Genomic DNA, 19,377 nt, shown 5'->3' on the forward strand with positions numbered 1-19,377 from the left:
GATGTTCGGTGCCGATCCAATCGTGCTGTTGATTGTTTTGCTGACGGCGGTCTCCGCCGCCGCGGTCTGCTACGGCATCCTTTATTCACGGATCGAGACACAGAAGAAGGCTGAAAGCCGGGTCAACCGGGTCAAGCAGGCAGAAACCGACCGCGTGAAGGTCAAGGCGGCGCGGGATCGCGTCCAGGAAATGTCCAAGCGGCGCAAGTCGGTGCAGGACACGCTCAAGGATCTGGAGCGGCGCCAGTCCGAAAACAGCAAGAAGAAGCAGTCGCTGAAAGCGCGCCTGGCGCAGGCCGGCCTGTCGTTGACGCCGTCACGCTTCTACATTTTCAGCGTGCTCTTCGGCTTCTTCGTCATGCTGGTCTTCCTCATTGTCGGCGTGCCGCCCCTCGTCATCCTGGGACTTTTCTTTGCCGCTGCCTTCGGCCTGCCGCGCTGGGTCATCGGTTTCCTCATCAAGCGCCGGCAAGCCAAGTTTCTCGACGAGTTTCCGAATGCGCTCGATCTCGTTACCCGTTCGCTGCGTTCCGGCCTGCCGCTCAACGATGCCGTGCGGCTGGTGGCCGCCGAGGCGCGAGAGCCGGTGAAGGCGGAATTCCGGCGCGTGGTCGAGGCCCAGCAGGTCGGTCTCAGCATGTCGGATGCCTGCGCGCGCATGACCAACCATATGCCGCTGCAGGAAGTGAACTTCTTCTCCATCGTCATCACGATTCAGGCCCAGGCGGGCGGCAACCTGTCGGAAGCTCTGGGCAATCTCTCGAAGGTGCTGCGCGAGCGCAAGAAGATGAAGGCGAAGGTCAAGGCGCTGTCGATGGAGGCAAAGGCATCCGCCGTCATCATCGGCGCGCTGCCCTTTATCGTCATGCTGCTCGTCTACCTGACGTCGCCGCAATACATGATGATCCTGTTCACCGATCCGCGCGGCCATCTGATCCTGATGGCGGCGGGTATCTGGATGTCGATCGGCATCTACATCATGCGCAACATGGTCAATTTCGAGATCTGAGCGGAGGGAGCCGCATAGCCCATGTCCGATCTGGCAGCCAAATTGACCGATCCGAGCACGATTCTCGCCGTTGTCGTCGCCATCGCCGTCTTTGCCACCTTCTATACCATCGCCATGCCCCTGCTGGAGCGCGGCGACCTCAACAAGCGCATGAAGGCCGTATCGACGGAGCGCGAGCAAATTCGTGCGCGGGAGCGGGCGCGCCTGAGCGCCGAGGGCGGCAGGGCATCGCTGCGAAGCCATAACAATCGAAACGTCAGGCAGATCGTCGAGCGCTTCAACCTGCGAAACGCGCTCGTCGATGCCAATACCGTCAATCGCCTGCGCGCCGCCGGCCTGCGCTCTGAAAACGCGCTCAACATGTTCCTGGTGGCGCGGTTTCTGCTGCCGTTCCTCTTCCTGGTGCTTGCGATCGTCCTCGTTTTCGTTCTCGGCTGGTTTGCCGCAAAGCCGCTGCCGATCCGCCTGCTCGGTGTCATCGGCACCGCCTATCTCGGCTTCTATACGCCGAACATCTACGTTTCAAACCGGATGGCCAAGCGCCAGAAGTCGATCAAGCGCGCCTGGCCCGATGCTCTCGACCTGATGCTGATCTGCGTGGAGTCGGGCATATCGATCGAAGCCGGCATGCATCGCGTGTCCGAGGAAATGGCGGAGCAATCCCCGGCGCTGGCCGAGGAAATGGTGCTGACGACGGCCGAGCTTTCCTTCCTGCAGGATCGCCGCACCGCCTTCGACAATCTTGCCGCCCGCACGCAGATCGAGCTCGTGAAATCGGTGACGCAAGCGCTCATCCAGGCCGAACGCTACGGCACGCCGCTCTCGCAGGCGCTGCGCGTGATGGCTCAGGAAGGCCGCGACGAGCGCATGAACGAGGCGGAGAAGAAGGCTGCCGCGCTGCCGCCGAAGCTGACCGTGCCGATGATCATCTTCTTCCTGCCGGTGCTGATGGCCGTCATTCTCGGCCCGGCGATCATCCAGGCCATGGACAAGTTCTGATTTGCCCGCTTGCCGCAGCATGCGGGCGTGACTAATCTCGCGAGACAATGCCGCAGTTGCGCCGGGCGTGCGATCTTTGGAAAATGCCGGAGGTTCCTGTGGCCGGCGGGGTTGAAATTCAGCCGTTTCGGGAGGTGCCGCATGTCATCCATGGCCGTATTTTTCAGCGTCATCGCCGCGGTCTTCATTGGAGCCGTCAGTCCCGGCCCGAGCTTCGTGCTCGTCTCGCGCATCGCCGTCTCCCGCTCGCGCAAGGCTGGTCTCGCCGCTGCCTTCGGCATGGGAACCGGCAGCGTCATTTTCGCCACTCTGGCCCTGTTCGGCTTGAGCGCGCTGCTGATGAAGGTGGAATGGCTGTATCTCGCGCTGAAGGTCGGCGGCGGGCTCTATCTGATCCATATCGGCATCCGCATCTGGCGCAGTGCCGCCGATGCTCTTCCCATAGATGCGCCGGTGACGCCGGCGGCGGGCGGGGTGGCGCGCAATTTCCTTTTTGCGCTCGGCACGCAGCTCAGCAATCCAAAGACGGCCATCTTCTACGGCAGCATCTTTGCCGCACTTCTGCCGGCCGTTCCGGCTCCCTGGCTGCTCCTTGTGGTTCCGCCTGCGGTTTTTTTGGTCGAGGTCGGCTGGTATACGGTGGTGACGCTCGCCTTTTCATCGAACCGTCCGCGTGCCGTCTATCTCGGGGCGAAGCTCTGGATCGACAGGGTGGCCGGCGCCGTGATGGGCATGCTCGGAGCGCGGCTGGTGGCGGAAGGGCTGCCGCGCCACATCTGGCGCTGAACGGAGCAGGTCGTATATCTCACGGAAACGCTCGACGGTGTAAACGTCGGCCATTATGCGTTTCGCGGGTAAAGCCTTTGTGGCCCCGGCGGCAATGTCGCTATTGGACCGCCTGTTTGCTATCGCTGCTGGCGGCAAGCTTCTGCCAGGAATTGCGCTGCGCCAGCATGCCGCGCAGATAGGCGACATTGGCGTTTGCCTGCTCCGGCGTCAATTCTTGCCGGGCGATCTGTTCGGCCTCGGCGAAGCGCCCTTGCAGCCCGACGACCAGCGCGAGATTCTGGCGCACGCGGCTGTCCGCGCCCGGCTGGGCAACGGCGGAGCGGAGGTAGCTCTCGGCATTCTTGAGATCGCCGGTCAGCACATAGGACATACCGAGATTGGACAGGACCGTCGGTTCGTTGGGCGCCAGCACCAGGGCATCGCGATATTTGGCGCGCGCATCGCTGGATCGGCCAAGCTGGTCGAGGATTGCGCCCTGCGCCGAGACCAGACGCCAGTCCGGCCGGTCCGGAAGCTGGGCACGGTCGATGGTCGACAGCGCTTCGTCGAGCTGGCCTGCGGCCGCCTGCGCCTTGCCGTAGGCGGCAAGCACGCCGCGATCGGTCGGATTGGCGATCGCCACCTGCTGCATGACGGCGAGCGCCTGATCGTTGCGGCCGCTCATGCGCAGGGCGTTGGCATAGTTGACGCCTGCATCGCGATCCCGGGGATTGGCGTCGTAGGCCTTGCCGTACATTGCGGTCGCCTGCGCGAGATCGGTGCTGTTCATCGAGTCGAGAGGTCTCGACGCCGTGGGGATCGAGCCGGTCGTCATCCTGTCTTTTCCGGTCGTCGAGCAGCTTGCGAGCGCCAGCGCCAGAAGCGCTGCGGAAGCGCCGCGCAAAAGGAAGGTTCTGAATGGAGACGTGGTTGAGACGGCGGGCATGTCGCTTATCCCTGAATTCCTTAAGTCTTGCGCCCGGCCTAGAATCGGAACAGGGAAAGGTTCGACGCAATGTTCGCTCCAGCAATAATCTGTTAACCCTAACAGACGGTTAACTCTCGATTCCCTGAAGTCACTGTCAAAGGATGGTCATGGCCCCCTATCAATTCATCGAGCGCGCGACGCCTTTCAATTCGAAGGGTGGCGCAACGCTGCCGATCTTTGCCGTCACTCCGGCGCATATCGAGACCGGAACCATCGATCCGATCGCCCTCGATTGGGCCCGCAAGGCCGGTTACAAGGCCGAAAGCGGCTCGCTGCTGCTGATCCCGACGGCGGACGGACATCTGGGCGGCGCACTGTTCGGCCTGGGCTCAAATCCCTCCGAGCAGCCCTTCCTGACGGGCAGGCTGGCCCGTAGCCTGCCGGCCGGCGATTGGCACATCGAAACTGCGCCGTTGACGGCAAACCGGCTCTCGCTCGGTTTCGGCCTCGGCAGCTACCGCTTCGAGCGCTACAAGTCCGAGAAGGCGACGGCGCCGACGCTGATGATTCCCCGCGATGCCGATGCCGCCGATATCAAGCGCCAGCTTGCCGGCGTCTTCCTTGCCCGCGATCTCATCAACACGCCGACGAACGATATGGGCCCCGAGCAGCTCGAAGGCGCCTTCCGGGCGCTTGCCGAACACTATAAGGCCGAAATGTCCGTTATCATCGGCGACGATCTGCTGAAGGAGAACTTCCCGCTCGTGCATACCGTCGGGCGGGCAAGCGCCGATGCGCCACGCCTCCTGGAAATGCGCTGGGGCAAGAAGGGCCATCGCCGCATCACGCTGGTCGGCAAGGGCGTGTGCTTCGACACCGGCGGCCTCGACATCAAGCCGGCATCCTCGATGCTGCTGATGAAGAAGGACATGGGCGGTGCCGCCAATGTCATGGGCCTGGCGCTGATGATCATGGATGCCAAGCTCAAGGTCGATCTGCGCGTCATCGTGCCGGTGGTCGAAAATTCGATTTCGTCCAATGCCTTCCGCCCCGGCGATATCTACAGGAGCCGCAAGGGCCTTACCGTTCAGATCGACAATACGGATGCCGAGGGACGGCTGATCCTGGCCGACGCGCTTGCCTATGCCGACGAGGATGCACCGGATCTGATGATCGACATGGCGACGCTGACGGGCGCGGCCCGCGTCGCGCTCGGCCCCGACCTGCCGCCCTTCTTCACCGATGACAGCGATCTCGCCCGCGATCTGACCGAGGCGAGCCTGGAGACGGACGATCCGCTGTGGCGGATGCCGCTTTACATGGGCTACGACAAGGATATCCGCACGAAATTCGCCGATATCACCAATGCCCCTGCCGGCGGCATGGCCGGCTCCATCACGGCGGCCCTGTTCCTCAAGCGCTTCGTTACGAAAACGCCGAGCTGGGCGCATTTCGATATCTATGGCTGGGCGCCGAGCGAGCGGCCGCATTCGCCCGGCGGCGGCGAGGCGCAGGCGATCCGGGCGCTGTATCATCACATCCGTCAAAGCGTCCGCTGAAATCTGCGGCAGCCGGGTGAAAATCGCCCGGCGCGCAAAACCGGCGCAGGTGTGCGGACAGGCGGTCGGGACCTGTCCTCCGCCATCAATTGCAAGGGCGGCGCTCTTCGTTGTAAATAATCCGCTCGTTCTTGCTTGTGGAGGAGACGGAGCATGGACCGATTTACGGGCGGTTGCCTGTGCGGCAGCGTCCGGATCGTGGCGTCGGGACAGCCGTACCGGGTCGGCCTTTGCCATTGTCTGGATTGCCGCAAGCATCATGGCGCGCTTTTTCACGCGTCCGCCATATTCCCGCAGGATGCGGTGGCGATCGAGGGGCAAACCCGCGATTATGCCGGGCGTTTCTTCTGTCCTCGCTGCGGCTCATCCGTTTTTGGGCGTACGGCAGACGAAATCGAGGTGAACCTCGGATCGCTGGATGCGCCCGACCAGCTGACCCCGACCTATGAGCTTTGGACCATCCGCCGGGAGAGCTGGCTGCCGCCGTTTCCGGTCGCGGCACGATATGACCGTGATCGGGATGGCTCCAGCCGCTCCGAGGGGTAGAGCCATTCCCGGAAAGTGCGCAGCGCTTTTCCGTCCGGAATCGCGGGCAGACAGAGAGATAGAGCGGTTCGCGACAGGCTTCGCCGGGCCGCATTCGTCCATGCCGCGCGGAAGACGCTTGCCGCTCTTCGTTGCCTCGTTGATATCTGGCTCGCGTTTACCGGGAACCCAATGCCCGGTAGCATCGTTTTGCGCTCAGGAAAAAATACATCCCTTGAAACAACCACAATCCTCCAGCAAACTGGAACGGTAGCGTAACGAATCTCGGGGTTGCCCTTGCCGCTTGAACTCTCTGCCTCGCAGGCTCTAGGCCTCTGGCATGGCGTGACGCTCGCTCAGGTGCGCCGCGAGGACCATGATTTGACGCTACGGCAGACGGCGATCCTGCTGCAGATCTATCTCGTGCCGCCACCGCATACCGTGCGCGGTCTCGCCGCGACGCTCGGCGTCACCAAGCCGGTCATCACCCGGGCGCTTGACACTATGGGCGAGATGGGATTGGTCGATCGCGTGCGCGACGAGCGTGATCGCCGCAATGTCATCATCAAGCGCACGGTCGCCGGCGCGCTTTATCTGGAAAAACTCGGCGATCTCGTCATCGAGCACGGCCGCAAACTGTAATCTGGGAATTTCGTCATGACGCTCGACCGCCGTCTCAATGCTTTCAGGCCCGATCTCGCGGAGGTCTCTCTCAAAGGTAAGGTGGAGACCGAGCGCTTCGTCGAAGGCAGCAGCGCCCGCGTCGCCGTTCCGGTCGTCGCGCTTCGGCCCAGGCCGGATCTCGCCTTGGGCATCGATACCGAGCTGCTGATGGGCGAAGAGGTGACGGTTTTCGAGCGCCGCGACGGCTGGTGCTGGGTCAAGGCGCTGGCCGACGGGTATGTCGGCTATCTCCCCGAAGCCGCGATCAAGGAGGGGACGGCAGCGCCGACGCATGTCGTGGTGCCGCAGCGCACCTTCCTCTATCCCGAGCCGGAGCTGCGCAAGCCGCATGCCGGCGTCCTTTCCATGGGAAGTCTCGTGCACGTCACCGGCACGGCGGAGGCGCGCGGCAATCACTATGTCGTCCTTGAGGACGGCACCGCCATCTTCGCCAAGCATGTACGGCCGATCGGCGAGAACTGCGGCGGCGATTTTGTCGATGTCGCCTTGCGCTTCCTCGAGACGCCCTACCTCTGGGGCGGCCGCTCGGGTCTCGGCATCGATTGTTCCGGGCTCGTGCAGCTGGCGCTGTCGATGACGGGCCGCGCCGCGCCGCGCGATACGGACATGCAGGCCGCCGGCCTCGGCCAGCCGATCGAACGCGAGGCATTGAAGCGCGGCGATTTCGTCTTCTGGAAGGGACATGTCGCGATCATGGAAGACCCGGAAACCATCGTTCATGCCAATGGCCACACCATGACCGTCGCGCGGGAGAATTTCGCCGCCGCTGTCGAGCGGATCGGCTGGCTCTACGAACGTCCGACGGGCTACCGCCGCTTCGTCGACTGATCCCTCATCGGAACCGTCTTTTCGCTCGTTCGTTATCTCTCTGATCGAAATATCCTTTCGAGAGGAGAAGAGACATGCCCATCACGGCCATGGAAAAGACAGTCCGGGATATTCTGTTCGACAACCGTATGCGCAGGAACGGCAAGATCGACAGGCTCCGCCAATTGCGCAGTGAAGCGCGCGCTATCCAGCGTGCCGGCAGCGAAAGCGCGATGAGCGCGGACGACGGCCTGCAGGACGACCTTCGCGTCATCGAAAAGGCATTGCGCGATCTGGATGCCGATGTCGTGGAAAAAGGTGCCGCCACCCTGTAGCGGTGGTGCCCGCAGCCCTGACGCACCCGAGTTTCAAGGCGTGCGTGGCCGCGCAATCCAGATTCCGGCGATGATGACGATGCCGCCGAGGGCCTGCAGCAGCGTCACGTTTTCGCCGAACAGCACCCAGGCGAAAAGGGCCGCTGCGATCGATTCCAGGAAAATCACGAGCGAGGAGAATACGGTCGGCAGCCGTCCGAGCGCTACCGAAAGCAGACCCTGTCCGCCGGCATGGCTGATGAGGCCGAGCGCCAGAAGCACGCACCATCCCGAGGCCGAGTGCGGCAAGATCCGCGGTTCGAAGAAGAAGGCGACGAGGAAGAGGATCGCCGAGGTTATGATGCTGAGCTCGAAAGTGACGCGGGCGGCATTCGTCCTTGGACGCGCCGCACCCACCGCCAGGAAATAGAGGCCGAAGAAAGAGCCGGTGATAATCGCCAGCGCATCGCCGACGGCCCGGCTCGGATTGAAGGCCAGGCTTTGCGCCACCAGCGCCGCGCCGCCCGCAAGACAGACCAGAAGCCCGATGAACGTGGTGCGATCGACCCTCTGCCTCAACAGAAGCCACCCGAAGATGACGACCCACAGCGGCGCCATCGTCGCGAAGAAGGTGGCATTGGCGATGGTGGTTCGCAGGATGGCGAGATGCCAGAAGAGCAGATCCCCCGTAAAGGCAATGCCGGCGAGAATGGTCGGTATCGTAAAGCTGGCGCGAGGCGCATCGGCTTCCGCGGCCTCTGCATATCGCATCCAGATCCAGAGGATCGGCAGCGCCAGGAAGACACGCCAGAACGCGCTGGCGAACGGCCCGACATCGGCCAGCCGAACGAGGCTCGGCGAGATGCTCATGGCCAGCGCCGCAAGAAGCATCGCCACCATGCCGAAAGCGAGGTTTTTCGTATCGGCGCCGTCACGGAGGCCGGAAGCGCGCGTATCGTATTCGGTATCCGGCTGTGACATTCTCGTGCCTTTGCAAGTCAAATGATTTGAAGTGCAAATCTAATACATCCGCAAAGAGTATTTGGCTCCATTTTGATGGCGTTCATGCAATTTTGTTTCCATGCCGATGCAGATTTCGTCCGCTGGCGGCAGGAAACTTCTCACACCGGCGGCTTCGGCCAGTTCGTTACGCCGCCGGTCCATGTTTCATAGGCCTTGGACAGGCGAAGCACGCGCATGTCATCGAAGCGGGGGCCGACGATCTGCAGGCCGATCGGCATGCCGGAGCGCGAGAAGCCGCAATTGATCGACGCGGCCGGCTGCTCCGACATGTTCCAGGGGACGGTAAAGGCGATGTGTTCGAAGGGCAGGGCGGGATCGTTTGTGGGAGAAGCCCATTCGGCGGGATAGGAGACGATCGGATTGGTCGGCGAAAGCACGGCGTCCACCTCTGTAAACAGCCTGCCGCAGCTTTTGCGCATCTCGATCGTCTGGTTGAAGCCGCGCACCGCTTCGACGCCGCTGATATCGGCGCCGCCCTTCGCCCAGCTATGGATATAGGGCAGGATCAAGCTGCGGCGCTCCTCGCTGAGACCCATGATGTCACCCCAGAAGCGCGCGCGCCAGAAGGCATCGAGCCCATCCAGCATCTGCCGGGTCAGCACCGGCGCGACGTCGGCGATGACGGCGCCGGCTTCCTCGAATCGTTTGGCGGCGGCAATGACCGCATCGCGCACCTCGTCATCGACAGGCAGGCCGCAGCCTGCGTCGAGCATCAGGCCGATCTTCATGCCGCCGACGTCGATATCCAGATCCATCCAGTCGATCTCGTTCGGCGGCAGGCTGGTGCCGTCGCGCCAGTCCGGCCGCGACAGCGCCGCCATCGCGAAAGCGGCGTCCTCGACCGTGCGGGTCATCGGCCCGGCGCATCGGCCGACATAATAGGGATCGACCGGGATGCGGCCATGGCTCGGCTTGAAGCCGAAAATGCCGGTCCAGCCGGCCGGCAGGCGCACGGAGCCGCCGATATCCGTGCCGATGTGCAGCGGTCCGTAGCCGGCTGCGGCCGCCGCCGATGCGCCGGCGCTCGATCCGCCCGGATTCTGGCTGGGGTCCCACGGATTGCGGCTGAGTGTGTGAAAGCTGGATAGGCCGGAGGAGAGCATGCCGTAATCGGGGCAGGTGGTCTTGGCGAAGATCACCGCGCCGTCCTCGCGCATGCGCGCGGCGACCGGCGCGTCCTCGGCGGCGGGAATGAGCTCGACGGCCGCGGTCCCAAGCGGCACCGGCTGCCCCCTGGTGGCGATCAGCTCCTTCAGCGTCACCGGAATGCCGTCGAGCAGCCCCAGCGGTGCACCCTTTGCCCAGCGTTCTGTGGAAGCGGCCGCCTGCCTGCGGGCATCCTCGGGGTCATAGGCGTAGAGCGCAGCGATCGTCGGCTCCCACGCCTCGATGTGCCGTTCCAGCACCAGCCAGTACTCGCTGGGGGACAGGCTCTTGTCGGAAAATCCGCGCCTGAGGCTTCGGATGGAAAGATCGGTCGGTTCGGTCATGGTCTCTACTCTTCATGTCTCAATCAGCGTGTCGCCTCGCGGGGGTCGAGGAGATCGCGCAGCCCGTCGCCGAGCAGGTTGAAGCCGAGCACGGAGAGGGCGATGGCAAGGCCCGGCAGGAGTGCGAGCCATGGCGCGACGTGGAAATAGGTCTGCGCATCGGCGAGCATCCGTCCCCAGGTCGGCGCCGGAGGCGGCACGCTCAGGCCCAGGAAGGCAAGTCCGGCCTCGGTCAGGATCGCAAGGCCGAGCTGGATCGTCGCCTGAACGATGATACCGCCCATGATGTTCGGCAGGACATGGCGCAGCGTTATGGCGAGTTGGGTGTTGCCGATGGCGCGCGCCGCCAGCACGTAGTCGCGGCTCCACGCCTGCAGCGCCGCGCCGAGCGACACTCGGGCAAAGACCGGCACCATGAACACCGCGATGGCGATAATGGCGGTCATGCGCCCCGTCCCGAGAAACGCGCCGAGAATCATGGCCGAAAGGATCGGCGGCAGCGCGAAGATCACGTCGCAGGCGCGCATGACCAGCGTTTCGAAGAGACCGCGCTGAGCGGCGGCGGAAACGCCGACGATCGTTCCGATCGTCCCGCCGATCGCGACCGATGACACCGAGATCGACAACGAATTCCAGCAGCCGGCCATCAGCATCGACAGCACGTCATGGCCGAGCTGATCGGTGCCGAGAAGCCCGAAGCCGAAGGGCGGCTGCAGCTTGTGGGCGATCTGCATCTTCGCCGGCGGCACCGGCGTCCAGAACAGCGAGACGATGGCGACGCAGGCGAGGGAGAGAATGATGAGGGCGCCGACGATCAGGTTGGGGCGGCGCAGCGCGCGAAACCTGCGGCGATGGGGTCGGGCGGCAGCTCTGGCTTCGGTGATCGTCATCGTGCCCCTCCGGCGCGCAGTCGGGGATCGATGGCGAGATAGGAGAGATCCACCAGGAAGTTCACGACGATGACGAGGCCGGCAAAAAACAGCACGACATCCTGAAGCACGATGATATCGCGCTGGCTGAGCGCCTGATAGGCGAGGCGGCCGAGGCCGGGCAGGGTGAAGACGTTCTCGATCAGCACGGCGCCGGCCACCAGGAAGGTGAATTGCAGCCCGAGAATGGTCAGCACCGGCACCAGCGCGTTCGGCACCACATGCTCCCAGAGCACGCGGCTGCGTGACAGGCCCTTGGCGACGGCCGTGCGGGCAAAATCCTCATGCAGCGTGTCGAGCACCGCCGAGCGCGTGACCCTCGTCAACACCGCCGCCTGCGGCAGCGCAAGCGCGACGGCCGGCAGAACGAGCGATTTCAGGGCCTGCCATAATCCGCTGTTCCAGCCGGGAAAACCGCCGGCCGGCATCCAGCCGAGCGAGGTGGCAAACAGAAGCACCAGCAGCAGGCCGACCCAGAAGCCCGGCACCGCGATGCCCATCTGCGAAAACAGCGCGGCAAGAATATCGAAGAAGCCGCCCCGCTTCGCCGCCGCCGCCACGCCGAGCGGTACGGCGATCAGCACGGACAGCAGGATGGCAAGGGCCGCAAGCGGCAGGGTGACAGCAAGCCGCTCGGCGATAAGGCCGGCAACCGGCACGCCGTAGGTATAGGATTTGCCGAGATCGCCCGTCACTGCACCCGCAAGCCATTGCCCGTAGCGGACGATCAATGGCTGGTCGAGGCCCATGTCGTGCCGGAGTGCGGCCAGCGTTTCCGGCGTCGCCGAGGTGCCGAGCGTGATGGCGGCGGGATCGCCCGGCAGCAGGGCCATGACCGCAAAGACCAGCAGCGAGACGGCGATCAGCGTCAGGACGAGTCCGAAAATCCGGCGGGTGAGAAGTACGATCATAGCATGTCCATGGCCGATCATGCCCGGCATCGAAATGGCTTGCGGCGGGCGGCGTGGGTCCGCCCGTCGGCATCGTCATGCGGAAGCGGTCAGTCGTCCCAGGACACGTTCGTCAGCACGTTCGAAGGGATGGGCTCGTTCTCCCACAGACCCTTCAGCTTCTTGTCCCAGACGCCGAGCTTCGGCATGACGAAGAGGAAGAGCGCCGGCACGTCCTCGGCAAGAATGGTCTGTGCCTCGCCATAGAGCCTGTTCTGCTCGGCTGGATCGGCGGTGAGCTGGATCTTCTTCATCAGCTCGTTGAACACAGAGTTCTTGTAGTTGAAGTAGTAGGGGTCGCGCGAATAGATATCGATGTCCATCGGCTCTGCATGGGCGACGATGGTCATGTCGTAGTTGCGGCCGCTAAAGACGTCCTGCACCCATTTCGCCGGAAATTCCGTCGGCTCGATGTTCATCGTCACGCCGATCTCGGCAAACATTGCCTGCATCACCTGTGCGCTGCGTGGCGCATAAGCCATCTGCGGCGTCTTGATGGTGAAGGTGAAGCCGTTCGGGTAGCCGGCTTCGGCAAGCAGCGCCTTGGCCTTGGCGGGATCGTAGGGCAGGGTGCCGGTCAGGTCCTTGTAACCGGGGTCGTTGGGCGTGTAGTGGCTGCCGATCGCCGTTCCGAAGCCGGACCACGCGCCTTCGATGATCGTCTTGCGGTCGAGCGCCATCATCAGCGCCTGGCGCACGCGCTTGTCGTCGAAGGGCTTGCGCGTGTTGTTCATGCCGGCCACGACCTTGAGTTCGGTGTTGCCGACCTTGGTCGTCAGCCTGGGATCGCCATCGAAGGAACTCATCAGCTCCGGTGCGGCGAACTCCGGAAAGGCATCGACGTCGCCGGCCTTCAATGCTGCGGCTTCCGCCTGCGGATCGGAAATGAAGCGGAAGGTCACCTTATCGAGCTTCACGTCGACCGACTTGTTCCAATAATCGGGATTCTTGATCAGATCGACATGGTCGCCCTTCGCCCAGGCGGAGAATTTGAACGGGCCGGTGCCGACGGGCGTGGTCTTGTCGTTGGCGGAGGATTTCGGCCCGACCATGACGGAACTCGGCCAGCCGAGCCAGTAGAGCAGGCCGCCGGTCGGCGAGGAAAGATGCAGCACCAGCGTTGCCGCATCCGGCGTATCGATCGACGCGATGGTCGAAAAGAAGCGCTTCTGCGGATTGACGGAATCGCCGCCTCGGGCGCGATCGAGCGCGAACTTGGCGGCAGCCGAATCGAAGGCCTCGCCATCGTGGAATTTCACGCCGGTCTGCAGCTTGAACGTATAGGTCAGCCCATCCGGCGAAATCTCCCAGCTCCTGGCGAGCTGCGGCACGATCTTGCCGCTTTCGTCGATGGCGACCAGCCCTTCGAAGATGTTCTGCCATGTCACCTGACCAATTGCGACCGGCGCGGCGATCGTCGGGTCGAGGCCCGCCGGCTCGACGCTCATGCCGAGATTGAGCGTCGTCTTCGCAGCCTCGGCCTGCGTCAGGCCCATCATCAGCAGGCCGGCGGATAATGCGGCGGCGCAGGCAAGCCGCCGCGCGAAGTCGCCAAGGCTCGTGCGTGAAAACTTGGTCATCTCGGTTCCCTTGCTTTTGCCGCAACGCCGGTCTTGCTGCCGGCACGCGGTCTTTTTTACGATACTGTCATTTCGCAGGCGCACACACAATTCCGAAAATCTGTGCTTGTGCGGTCAAAGCGTCCGCGGCCCGGCGAAGCGGTCCCGCCACGCGGGCTGCGCGCCCTCGACCGGCAGGGCCGTCGCCTCGTAGACGCCGCGGGCGATGGCGCGCGCCATGACGATGGCGGCGAGGTGGCAGAGTTCCATGAAGCTCGGCATGTCGTCGCGGGCGTGCTTGCCGGTGGACGCGGCAAACACGGTATCGCCGTCGAGCGGCAGATGTGTCGGCAGGAGCGCCCGGGCAAAGCCGTCATGGGCCGAGATGGAGAGGCGGTGCGCTTCCGCCTTGGTCAATTGCGCATCGGTGACGACGGCGCCGATGGTCGTGGCGGTGATGTTGGTGCCCTTCAGCCGCAGGCGCGAATCGATGTTTTCGGGCATGCCGAGGCCACCGAATTCGGCACTTTCCTCGAAAGGGGCGGCCCAGAAATGCGGGCCGTCGCCGATGGTGGCGGAGCCGAGCGCATTGACGGCGACGATGGCGGCGATCCTGTATCCCTTGCTGCTGACGGCGCTGGCCGAGCCGAGCCCGCCCTTGACCGTTGCCGTCGTGGCGCCCGTGCCGGCGCCGACCGAGCCGAGCGCGAACGGCCCTTTGGCTGTGGCCTTGAATGCGGCATAGCCGAGGTCGCGATAGGGCGAATGCAACCCCCAGTCCTTGTTGCCGCCGTTTATGAGATCGAACAGGATCGCCTGCGGCACGATCGGCACCAGCGCACTGCCGACCTGCAGGCCCCGGCCAATGTCCCGCAAGCCCGCCTGCACGCCGCCGGCCGCATCGAGCCCGAAGGCCGAGCCGCCCGACAGCACGAGGCCGTCCACCGTGCCGACCGTCATGGCGGGGTCCAGCAATGCCGTGTCCCGCCCGCCCGGTGCGCCGCCGAGGACGGTGCAGGAGGCGACCGCCGGTTCATCGAAGACGATGGTGGTGACGCCGGAGCCGAGCGCAAGATCGGTGGAGTGACCGACGGCGACGCCTTCGACATCGGTCAGGAGATTGAGATGATCAGCCAATGAAAAATCCTTCGCCGTTTGCAACGCGAGGTCGTCTTGGCGATAGGACCGTAAAGAGGATCAAAAGACAAGATGGGTTTGGTCGGGGGGAGTACTGTGCGGGCCGCCCCTCGTGGCTCGAGACTCCGGCTTTCAGCCTGCGCGCCTCACCATGAGGCGGAGAGAATGCAGCGATAAACGACGAAAAGTCTATGCGCCGACTTGATGCGAGAGACCAGCCCTCGTGGTTAAGAGGCCTGCAGGGCCGCTTCGAACCACGAGGGCGGGTGATTTTGTGGTGCAGGCGTCGAGGCGAGCCGATCCATCAAACATGGATCGGCTTTGCCTGCTGGCGAGAGAGGAGATCGCGGATCGCAAGCCTTACTTCGTCCGCGTTTCTGAAATGCTGCTCGTCCAGATCATGGACGTGATATTTGACAGCGATGAACTTGAGCCGATCCTGATCCGGAACGACGATGCCGACGGGAACGCCAGCGTACTCGATAACTTGCTTCTTCATAAATAGACTCCCTCTGCGCACGCACGGCGCAGACATGGCGAATTGACTGTTTGATTCCGGTAGGGAGGACGAACGTCACATTCGACAGCACGGGCGGGAGAGCGCGCCCGAGCGGTCATTGCCAAGCACGGACCGCCCAAGGATCGAAGCGATGACTTTAATATTCAGCATGTCACTTCCTCAGTTGGCGTTGTACTTGACGGGGCTCCAACGACGGAGCACCGCGATCCGGTGCACTATTATCCACTACTTTAGTAGATAATAGCAATTACATCATCGGAAACATATTCCGAAAGATGTCAAAATGTCGACGATCGGGAAAATAAAATTCCGAGCCTGACAGGTTGCGGGGAAGACTGTGTTAAATGCCTTCGTGCTGATGTCTGTGTCGGAACGGCTCGCCGATCACCGACTGACAAATAGGAACCGGCGCGAGATTCGACAATGCCCCCGCGGCATTAAAATTCCCGTGCCGCTAAATCACCTCAATGGTTAACGGGGCGAAGAGAGCATCAAAATCCGCTCTCAAGCGCCTTTTCCAGGGCTTTCACAAAGAAATCGGCGCTGTCGGGTGCAAGGCAGAGCGGCGGCTTGATCTTCAACACATTCAGGTGATCGCCGGTCGGCTGCATGACGACGCCGAGATCGAGCAGGCGTTCGCAAATCGCGGACGTTTCCTCGGTCGCGGGCGTCAGTGCCTCCCGGTCGCGCACGAACTCGACGCCGAGATAAAGCCCTGTGCCATGCACGGCGCCGATCAGCGGGAAGCGATCCATAAGAGCGATCAACCCCGCCTTCAGCCGTTCGCCGACGACGCGGGCGTTTTCCTGCAGGTTCTCGTCCCTGAGAATGTCGAGAACGGTCATGCCGACGACACAGCTGACCGGGCTGCCGCCGGCCGACGAGAAGAAATAGCCTTCCTTCTCCAGCGACTCGGCGATCTCCCGGCGGGTGATGACGGCGCCGAGCGGATGGCCGTTGCCCATGCCCTTGGCAATGGTGATGATATCGGGCGCAACCTCTTGCGTTTCGAAGCCCCAGAAGTGCTCGCCGAGCCGGCCATAGCCGACCTGCACCTCGTCGGCGATGCAAAGGCCACCACGCTGGCGAACGGCGTCGTAAACGCCGGCAAGGTAGCCATGAGGCAAGGCGATGCCGCCGGCATTGCCATAGACCGGCTCGGCGATGAAACCGGCGAGGCCATCGCCCTTTTCGTCGATGGCCTGCAATTTGGCGGCGACGTCATTGAGATAGTCGGCCCCCGAATCAGGACCTCGGAACGGACCGCGATAGATGTTGGGCGAGAGGACCGGGTGCACCCAGTCCGGCCGCGTGGTCAGCGCCTGCGGGTTGTCGGCGATCGAGGTGGAGACGGCATCGCTCGCCACCGTCCAGCCGTGATAGGCCTCCAGCAGGCAGAGCATGTTCTTCTTGCCGGTGTGGGCCCAGGCAAGGCGGATGGCGAGATCATTGGCCTCCGAGCCGCTATTGACGAGGAAGACGCTGTCGAGCCCTTCCGGCGCCAGCGTCGCCAGCCGTTCGGAAAATTCGGCGACGGCGGCATAGTGGAAGCGGGAGTTGGTATTGAGCCGCGACCATTGCTGCGCGATCGCGGCCGTTAGCCGGGGATGGCCGTGCCCGAGCGTGGTGACGTTGTTGACCATGTCGAGGTAGCAGCGCCCCTGCATGTCGAACAGGAATTCGCGCCAGCCACGCTCGATTTGCGGCGGCAACTCGTAATAGTGCTTCTGCGGTTTGGCGAAGCGGGCATTGCGCAATGACAGGAGCGCAGCCGCGTCGGCTCGCGGCGCTTCGCATGACGGGTTCAGGAGAGCGACGGGCGAGGGGCAAACGGCCGACCAGCCATCCGCCTGATCCGCCGTCGCAAAAAGCGGCGGCGCGAGATCGGGCACGCGGCAAAGCTGCACGCGCAATCCTCCGATTGCCGAGCCCTCGCTGCCGATCGTGCCTATTGCTGCGCCCTGTTCGATGGCCGCCCCATCCTCGAGAGCGCTCTCGATGCCGTCCAGATGAAGGCTCATCTCCTCGCCGGCCAGCACGAAATGCTGGCCTTCACGTTGCAGGAGGCCCGGAAAAGGAGCCGTAACCGCGGTTCCGGCCGGCAGGCAGACATCGCAATGCAAGGCAAAATTCTGCGGCGGCGCCAAGCTGAGCGGGTTCGCGAGGGACAGGCGGAATTCGCCGTAACGGGTTGCAGCCGCGCCGGATGCCATGGCGGTCTGGGCCAGCAGCCGCCAGTCCATGTCGGGCTTCTGCCAGTTGCCGTCGATGAAATCGGGTCCGGTAACGGAAAGATCGACGGCTGCGATCTGCGAGGGATCGATATCGGGCAACAGCGGCGACCAGCCCTCGGTCGAGATCGGAGCGACATCCAGGCCGATCGCCCGCAGGATCGCCGCTTCCATCACATCCGGCTGCGCGCCGGTCGCGACATCGAAGATCTGACGCTCGAAATCGAGGTTGCCGCGCACGTAGTCGTTGTCCGGATCGATGGCGAGCTGTTGCTCGCCGCTGGCGGCAAGGATGACCGCGCGTGCGACGATCAGCGGCCACAGCGCCTTGGCCTCCACCTCCTGAAGGGGGTAGACCGCATGATAGGCCTTGATGGCGGGAAGAATGTAGAAGGGATTGCCTTCGGCATGATGCAGCAGCGAGGCGCAGGTGACGGCGAGATCGCCGACCAGCCAGCCCTGGATGATATCGCCGAAGTCGATGACGCCGTCCGGCACGAGCTGGCCATGCGCATCGGGATGGCTGACGACATTGTCGTCGGTGACGTCGTGATGCACCGGCTGCACGCGCAATTCGCTCGCCAGCGGCTGGATACGCTTGACGGCCGCCACCATCGCCTTGGCGATGCGGTCGCGCGCTTCATGATCGGTTATCGCCGACAGGAGCTGTACGGCGACCGGTCCTGCCCGGCGAAGATCCCATTGCAGGTTCCGGTGGAGGCCGGGGTGATCGAAATCGGCAAGGTCGCGGGCAAGCCGGGCCGAAAGCGCGCCGAGCCCTGCCGTTGCGGCGAGAGGCAGATGCTTGCGCTGCGTCAGCGTCCGGCCGGGGAGAAAGCCGAGCAGGCGGACGAGATACTCCTGCTCGCGGATGGCGACGCTGAGAATGTCGCGGCCGTTCAGCGCCGGCACGACCTCGGGCACGCGCGGAGCGTCCGGTTTGGCATGAAGGTGGCGAATGGCCGCATTCTGTGCCTCCAGCTCGACCGGCTCGTATTCGGCACGGCATATTTTCAGCACATAGGCATTGTCGCCGGCCTCGATGCGGTAGTTGCGGTCCTGCTGGCTGCCGAGCTCGGTCAATGTGCCGCTCAGGCCGTAATGCGTCTGCAATATCTCGGCTGCCTCCTCCGGCGTCACGTCCGGTCTGGGCAGTTGCATACGGTTTACGAGCGTGGCGTCGGCCATGGCATCCCCCGGATGGTTCATTTGCGTCGACACTAAACCATTCCATCTTAAAGAAAATCACCCAAAACAGATAGGGTGGTCGAGCAATCAGCAGGAAGATAGGCCGCAGATCGTGTCCGGCTAGATCCTCTATTCGACCTCGATGGAATAGCTGCAACCTGCCAGCGTCTTGCCGGGATGGCTGTCGACGGTCGAGACATCGAGCAGGATGCGGGTATCGAGCACCGTGTCTGAATTTTCCTGCCGCTCCTTGCGCGAAACGATTTCCTTCTCGCCGAGGAACTTGTTCGCCCGGTCGACCGAAGCGGTCACGCCGAGTTGCTTTGCCAGCGGATGCGGATCGGCTTCGTCGAGCACGGCGAGCGGCCCGGTGGAGGCAAAGGCAATCCTGCTCGTCTGCCGCCCGAACACGGTTACAGGCGCCGAAAGCTGGAATTCCCGCAGGAGGGGATTGCCGGACGGCAGCTCGCTCAAGCCGAGCGTCTTCATGGCCGTCGCACTTTCCGGCCCCGTCAGCCACAGGGCGAATTCATTGTAGCTCGGCACGTCGTAGGTCGTGCATTCGATCAGCTTGGCCAGATCGATCCTGGAAGGATCCTTTTCCGCCGTTTCGGCATGCGATGCCGGCGTCGACAGGAGGAACGCCGCCAGCAGCAGCGTCCCATTGCGATGAAATGACATGTCCTCTCCTTGATCACCGGGACGATTCGATACCGGCGGTATCACATCGCGCTTCGACGTAAAAAGGAAAGGGAGC

Annotated in this window: 18 protein-coding genes; 8 read left to right on the forward strand and 10 right to left on the reverse strand. The window is 63.5% G+C overall.

The window, feature by feature from the left end:
- The first annotated feature begins 1 nt into the window (after position 1).
- From ACJJVH_RS17345 to ACJJVH_RS17355, 3 genes are all read left to right on the forward strand, one after another.
- Positions 2-1,009 carry a type II secretion system F family protein gene (locus ACJJVH_RS17345; RefSeq protein ID WP_112801377.1) on the forward strand — a complete coding sequence of 336 codons (1,008 nt, stop codon included), beginning with the start codon at positions 2-4 and terminating at the stop codon, positions 1,007-1,009.
- Positions 1,010-1,030: 21 nt separating this feature from the next.
- Positions 1,031-2,008, forward strand: coding sequence for a type II secretion system F family protein (locus ACJJVH_RS17350; RefSeq protein WP_112801375.1), 978 nt, complete (start codon positions 1,031-1,033; stop codon positions 2,006-2,008).
- Positions 2,009-2,149: 141 nt separating this feature from the next.
- Positions 2,150-2,794, forward strand: a complete 645-nt coding sequence (locus ACJJVH_RS17355) for a LysE family translocator (protein WP_412064424.1) — start codon at positions 2,150-2,152, stop codon at positions 2,792-2,794.
- A 100-nt stretch (positions 2,795-2,894) separates the two neighbouring features.
- Here the strand turns inward: ACJJVH_RS17355 and ACJJVH_RS17360 are convergent, their stop codons facing one another.
- Positions 2,895-3,722, reverse strand: coding sequence for a tetratricopeptide repeat protein (locus ACJJVH_RS17360; RefSeq protein ID WP_112801371.1), 828 nt, complete (start codon positions 3,720-3,722; stop codon positions 2,895-2,897).
- A gap of 149 nt (positions 3,723-3,871) precedes the next feature.
- Here ACJJVH_RS17360 and ACJJVH_RS17365 point away from each other — a divergent pair, with 149 nt between their 5' ends.
- The 5 genes from ACJJVH_RS17365 (at position 3,872) to ACJJVH_RS17385 (ending at position 7,614) form a co-directional block, all read left to right on the forward strand.
- Positions 3,872-5,263 carry a leucyl aminopeptidase family protein gene (locus ACJJVH_RS17365; RefSeq protein WP_112801624.1) on the forward strand — a complete coding sequence of 464 codons (1,392 nt, stop codon included), beginning with the start codon at positions 3,872-3,874 and terminating at the stop codon, positions 5,261-5,263.
- 153 nt (positions 5,264-5,416) lie between these two features.
- The gene (locus ACJJVH_RS17370) at positions 5,417-5,809 is read left to right on the forward strand and encodes a GFA family protein (RefSeq protein ID WP_113392565.1); all 393 of its coding nucleotides are present in this window, start codon (positions 5,417-5,419) and stop codon (positions 5,807-5,809) included.
- A 276-nt stretch (positions 5,810-6,085) separates the two neighbouring features.
- Positions 6,086-6,430, forward strand: a complete 345-nt coding sequence (locus tag ACJJVH_RS17375; RefSeq protein ID WP_112801367.1) for a MarR family transcriptional regulator — start codon at positions 6,086-6,088, stop codon at positions 6,428-6,430.
- A 15-nt stretch (positions 6,431-6,445) separates the two neighbouring features.
- The gene (locus ACJJVH_RS17380) at positions 6,446-7,300 is read left to right on the forward strand and encodes an NlpC/P60 family protein (protein WP_412064425.1); all 855 of its coding nucleotides are present in this window, start codon (positions 6,446-6,448) and stop codon (positions 7,298-7,300) included.
- A gap of 74 nt (positions 7,301-7,374) precedes the next feature.
- Positions 7,375-7,614, forward strand: a complete 240-nt coding sequence (locus tag ACJJVH_RS17385; RefSeq protein WP_113356103.1) for a hypothetical protein — start codon at positions 7,375-7,377, stop codon at positions 7,612-7,614.
- A 33-nt stretch (positions 7,615-7,647) separates the two neighbouring features.
- Here the strand turns inward: ACJJVH_RS17385 and ACJJVH_RS17390 are convergent, their stop codons facing one another.
- From ACJJVH_RS17390 to ACJJVH_RS17430, 9 genes are all read right to left on the reverse strand, one after another.
- On the reverse strand, positions 7,648-8,574 hold the full coding sequence (locus tag ACJJVH_RS17390) for a DMT family transporter (RefSeq protein ID WP_113356104.1): 927 nt from the start codon (positions 8,572-8,574) through the stop codon (positions 7,648-7,650).
- Positions 8,575-8,714: 140 nt separating this feature from the next.
- Positions 8,715-10,106: an amidase gene (locus tag ACJJVH_RS17395; protein ID WP_412064426.1), complete on the reverse strand. Its 1,392-nt coding sequence runs from the start codon at positions 10,104-10,106 to the stop codon at positions 8,715-8,717.
- Between the two features lie 23 nt (positions 10,107-10,129).
- Positions 10,130-10,996, reverse strand: coding sequence for an ABC transporter permease (locus tag ACJJVH_RS17400; RefSeq protein WP_113371875.1), 867 nt, complete (start codon positions 10,994-10,996; stop codon positions 10,130-10,132).
- Positions 10,993-11,946 carry an ABC transporter permease gene (locus ACJJVH_RS17405; protein WP_412064427.1) on the reverse strand — a complete coding sequence of 318 codons (954 nt, stop codon included), beginning with the start codon at positions 11,944-11,946 and terminating at the stop codon, positions 10,993-10,995. The genes ACJJVH_RS17400 and ACJJVH_RS17405 overlap by 4 nt, the downstream gene beginning before the upstream one ends.
- A gap of 89 nt (positions 11,947-12,035) precedes the next feature.
- Positions 12,036-13,565, reverse strand: a complete 1,530-nt coding sequence (locus ACJJVH_RS17410; protein ID WP_412064428.1) for an ABC transporter substrate-binding protein — start codon at positions 13,563-13,565, stop codon at positions 12,036-12,038.
- Positions 13,566-13,679: 114 nt separating this feature from the next.
- Complete coding sequence (locus ACJJVH_RS17415) at positions 13,680-14,681, reverse strand: P1 family peptidase (RefSeq protein WP_112801620.1); 1,002 nt, start codon at positions 14,679-14,681, stop codon at positions 13,680-13,682.
- Positions 14,682-14,985: 304 nt separating this feature from the next.
- Positions 14,986-15,180: a hypothetical protein gene (locus ACJJVH_RS17420; RefSeq protein ID WP_034489296.1), complete on the reverse strand. Its 195-nt coding sequence runs from the start codon at positions 15,178-15,180 to the stop codon at positions 14,986-14,988.
- Positions 15,181-15,692: 512 nt separating this feature from the next.
- Positions 15,693-18,620: an aminotransferase gene (locus ACJJVH_RS17425; RefSeq protein ID WP_412064429.1), complete on the reverse strand. Its 2,928-nt coding sequence runs from the start codon at positions 18,618-18,620 to the stop codon at positions 15,693-15,695.
- Positions 18,621-18,749: 129 nt separating this feature from the next.
- Positions 18,750-19,301, reverse strand: coding sequence for a hypothetical protein (locus ACJJVH_RS17430; protein ID WP_412064430.1), 552 nt, complete (start codon positions 19,299-19,301; stop codon positions 18,750-18,752).
- Positions 19,302-19,377: the final 76 nt, after the last annotated feature.

Source organism: Rhizobium sp. SYY.PMSO (assembly GCF_046840415.1).
GTDB lineage: Bacteria > Pseudomonadota > Alphaproteobacteria > Rhizobiales > Rhizobiaceae > Rhizobium.

Excerpts from the sequence above, each read along its gene's own strand:
- ACJJVH_RS17350 (WP_112801375.1), top strand. The coding sequence starts at position 1,031 with ATGTCCGATCTGGCAGCCAAATTGACCGATCCGAGCACGATTCTCGCC.
- ACJJVH_RS17360 (WP_112801371.1), bottom strand. The coding sequence starts at position 3,722 with ATGCCCGCCGTCTCAACCACGTCTCCATTCAGAACCTTCCTTTTGCGC.
- ACJJVH_RS17345 (WP_112801377.1), top strand. The coding sequence starts at position 2 with ATGTTCGGTGCCGATCCAATCGTGCTGTTGATTGTTTTGCTGACGGCG.
- ACJJVH_RS17425 (WP_412064429.1), bottom strand. The coding sequence starts at position 18,620 with ATGGCCGACGCCACGCTCGTAAACCGTATGCAACTGCCCAGACCGGAC.
- ACJJVH_RS17355 (WP_412064424.1), top strand. The coding sequence starts at position 2,150 with ATGTCATCCATGGCCGTATTTTTCAGCGTCATCGCCGCGGTCTTCATT.
- ACJJVH_RS17365 (WP_112801624.1), top strand. The coding sequence starts at position 3,872 with ATGGCCCCCTATCAATTCATCGAGCGCGCGACGCCTTTCAATTCGAAG.
- ACJJVH_RS17410 (WP_412064428.1), bottom strand. The coding sequence starts at position 13,565 with ATGACCAAGTTTTCACGCACGAGCCTTGGCGACTTCGCGCGGCGGCTT.
- ACJJVH_RS17430 (WP_412064430.1), bottom strand. The coding sequence starts at position 19,301 with ATGTCATTTCATCGCAATGGGACGCTGCTGCTGGCGGCGTTCCTCCTG.
- ACJJVH_RS17370 (WP_113392565.1), top strand. The coding sequence starts at position 5,417 with ATGGACCGATTTACGGGCGGTTGCCTGTGCGGCAGCGTCCGGATCGTG.
- ACJJVH_RS17395 (WP_412064426.1), bottom strand. The coding sequence starts at position 10,106 with ATGACCGAACCGACCGATCTTTCCATCCGAAGCCTCAGGCGCGGATTT.
- ACJJVH_RS17390 (WP_113356104.1), bottom strand. The coding sequence starts at position 8,574 with ATGTCACAGCCGGATACCGAATACGATACGCGCGCTTCCGGCCTCCGT.
- ACJJVH_RS17405 (WP_412064427.1), bottom strand. The coding sequence starts at position 11,946 with ATGATCGTACTTCTCACCCGCCGGATTTTCGGACTCGTCCTGACGCTG.
- ACJJVH_RS17420 (WP_034489296.1), bottom strand. The coding sequence starts at position 15,180 with ATGAAGAAGCAAGTTATCGAGTACGCTGGCGTTCCCGTCGGCATCGTC.
- ACJJVH_RS17385 (WP_113356103.1), top strand. The coding sequence starts at position 7,375 with ATGCCCATCACGGCCATGGAAAAGACAGTCCGGGATATTCTGTTCGAC.
- ACJJVH_RS17380 (WP_412064425.1), top strand. The coding sequence starts at position 6,446 with ATGACGCTCGACCGCCGTCTCAATGCTTTCAGGCCCGATCTCGCGGAG.
- ACJJVH_RS17400 (WP_113371875.1), bottom strand. The coding sequence starts at position 10,996 with ATGACGATCACCGAAGCCAGAGCTGCCGCCCGACCCCATCGCCGCAGG.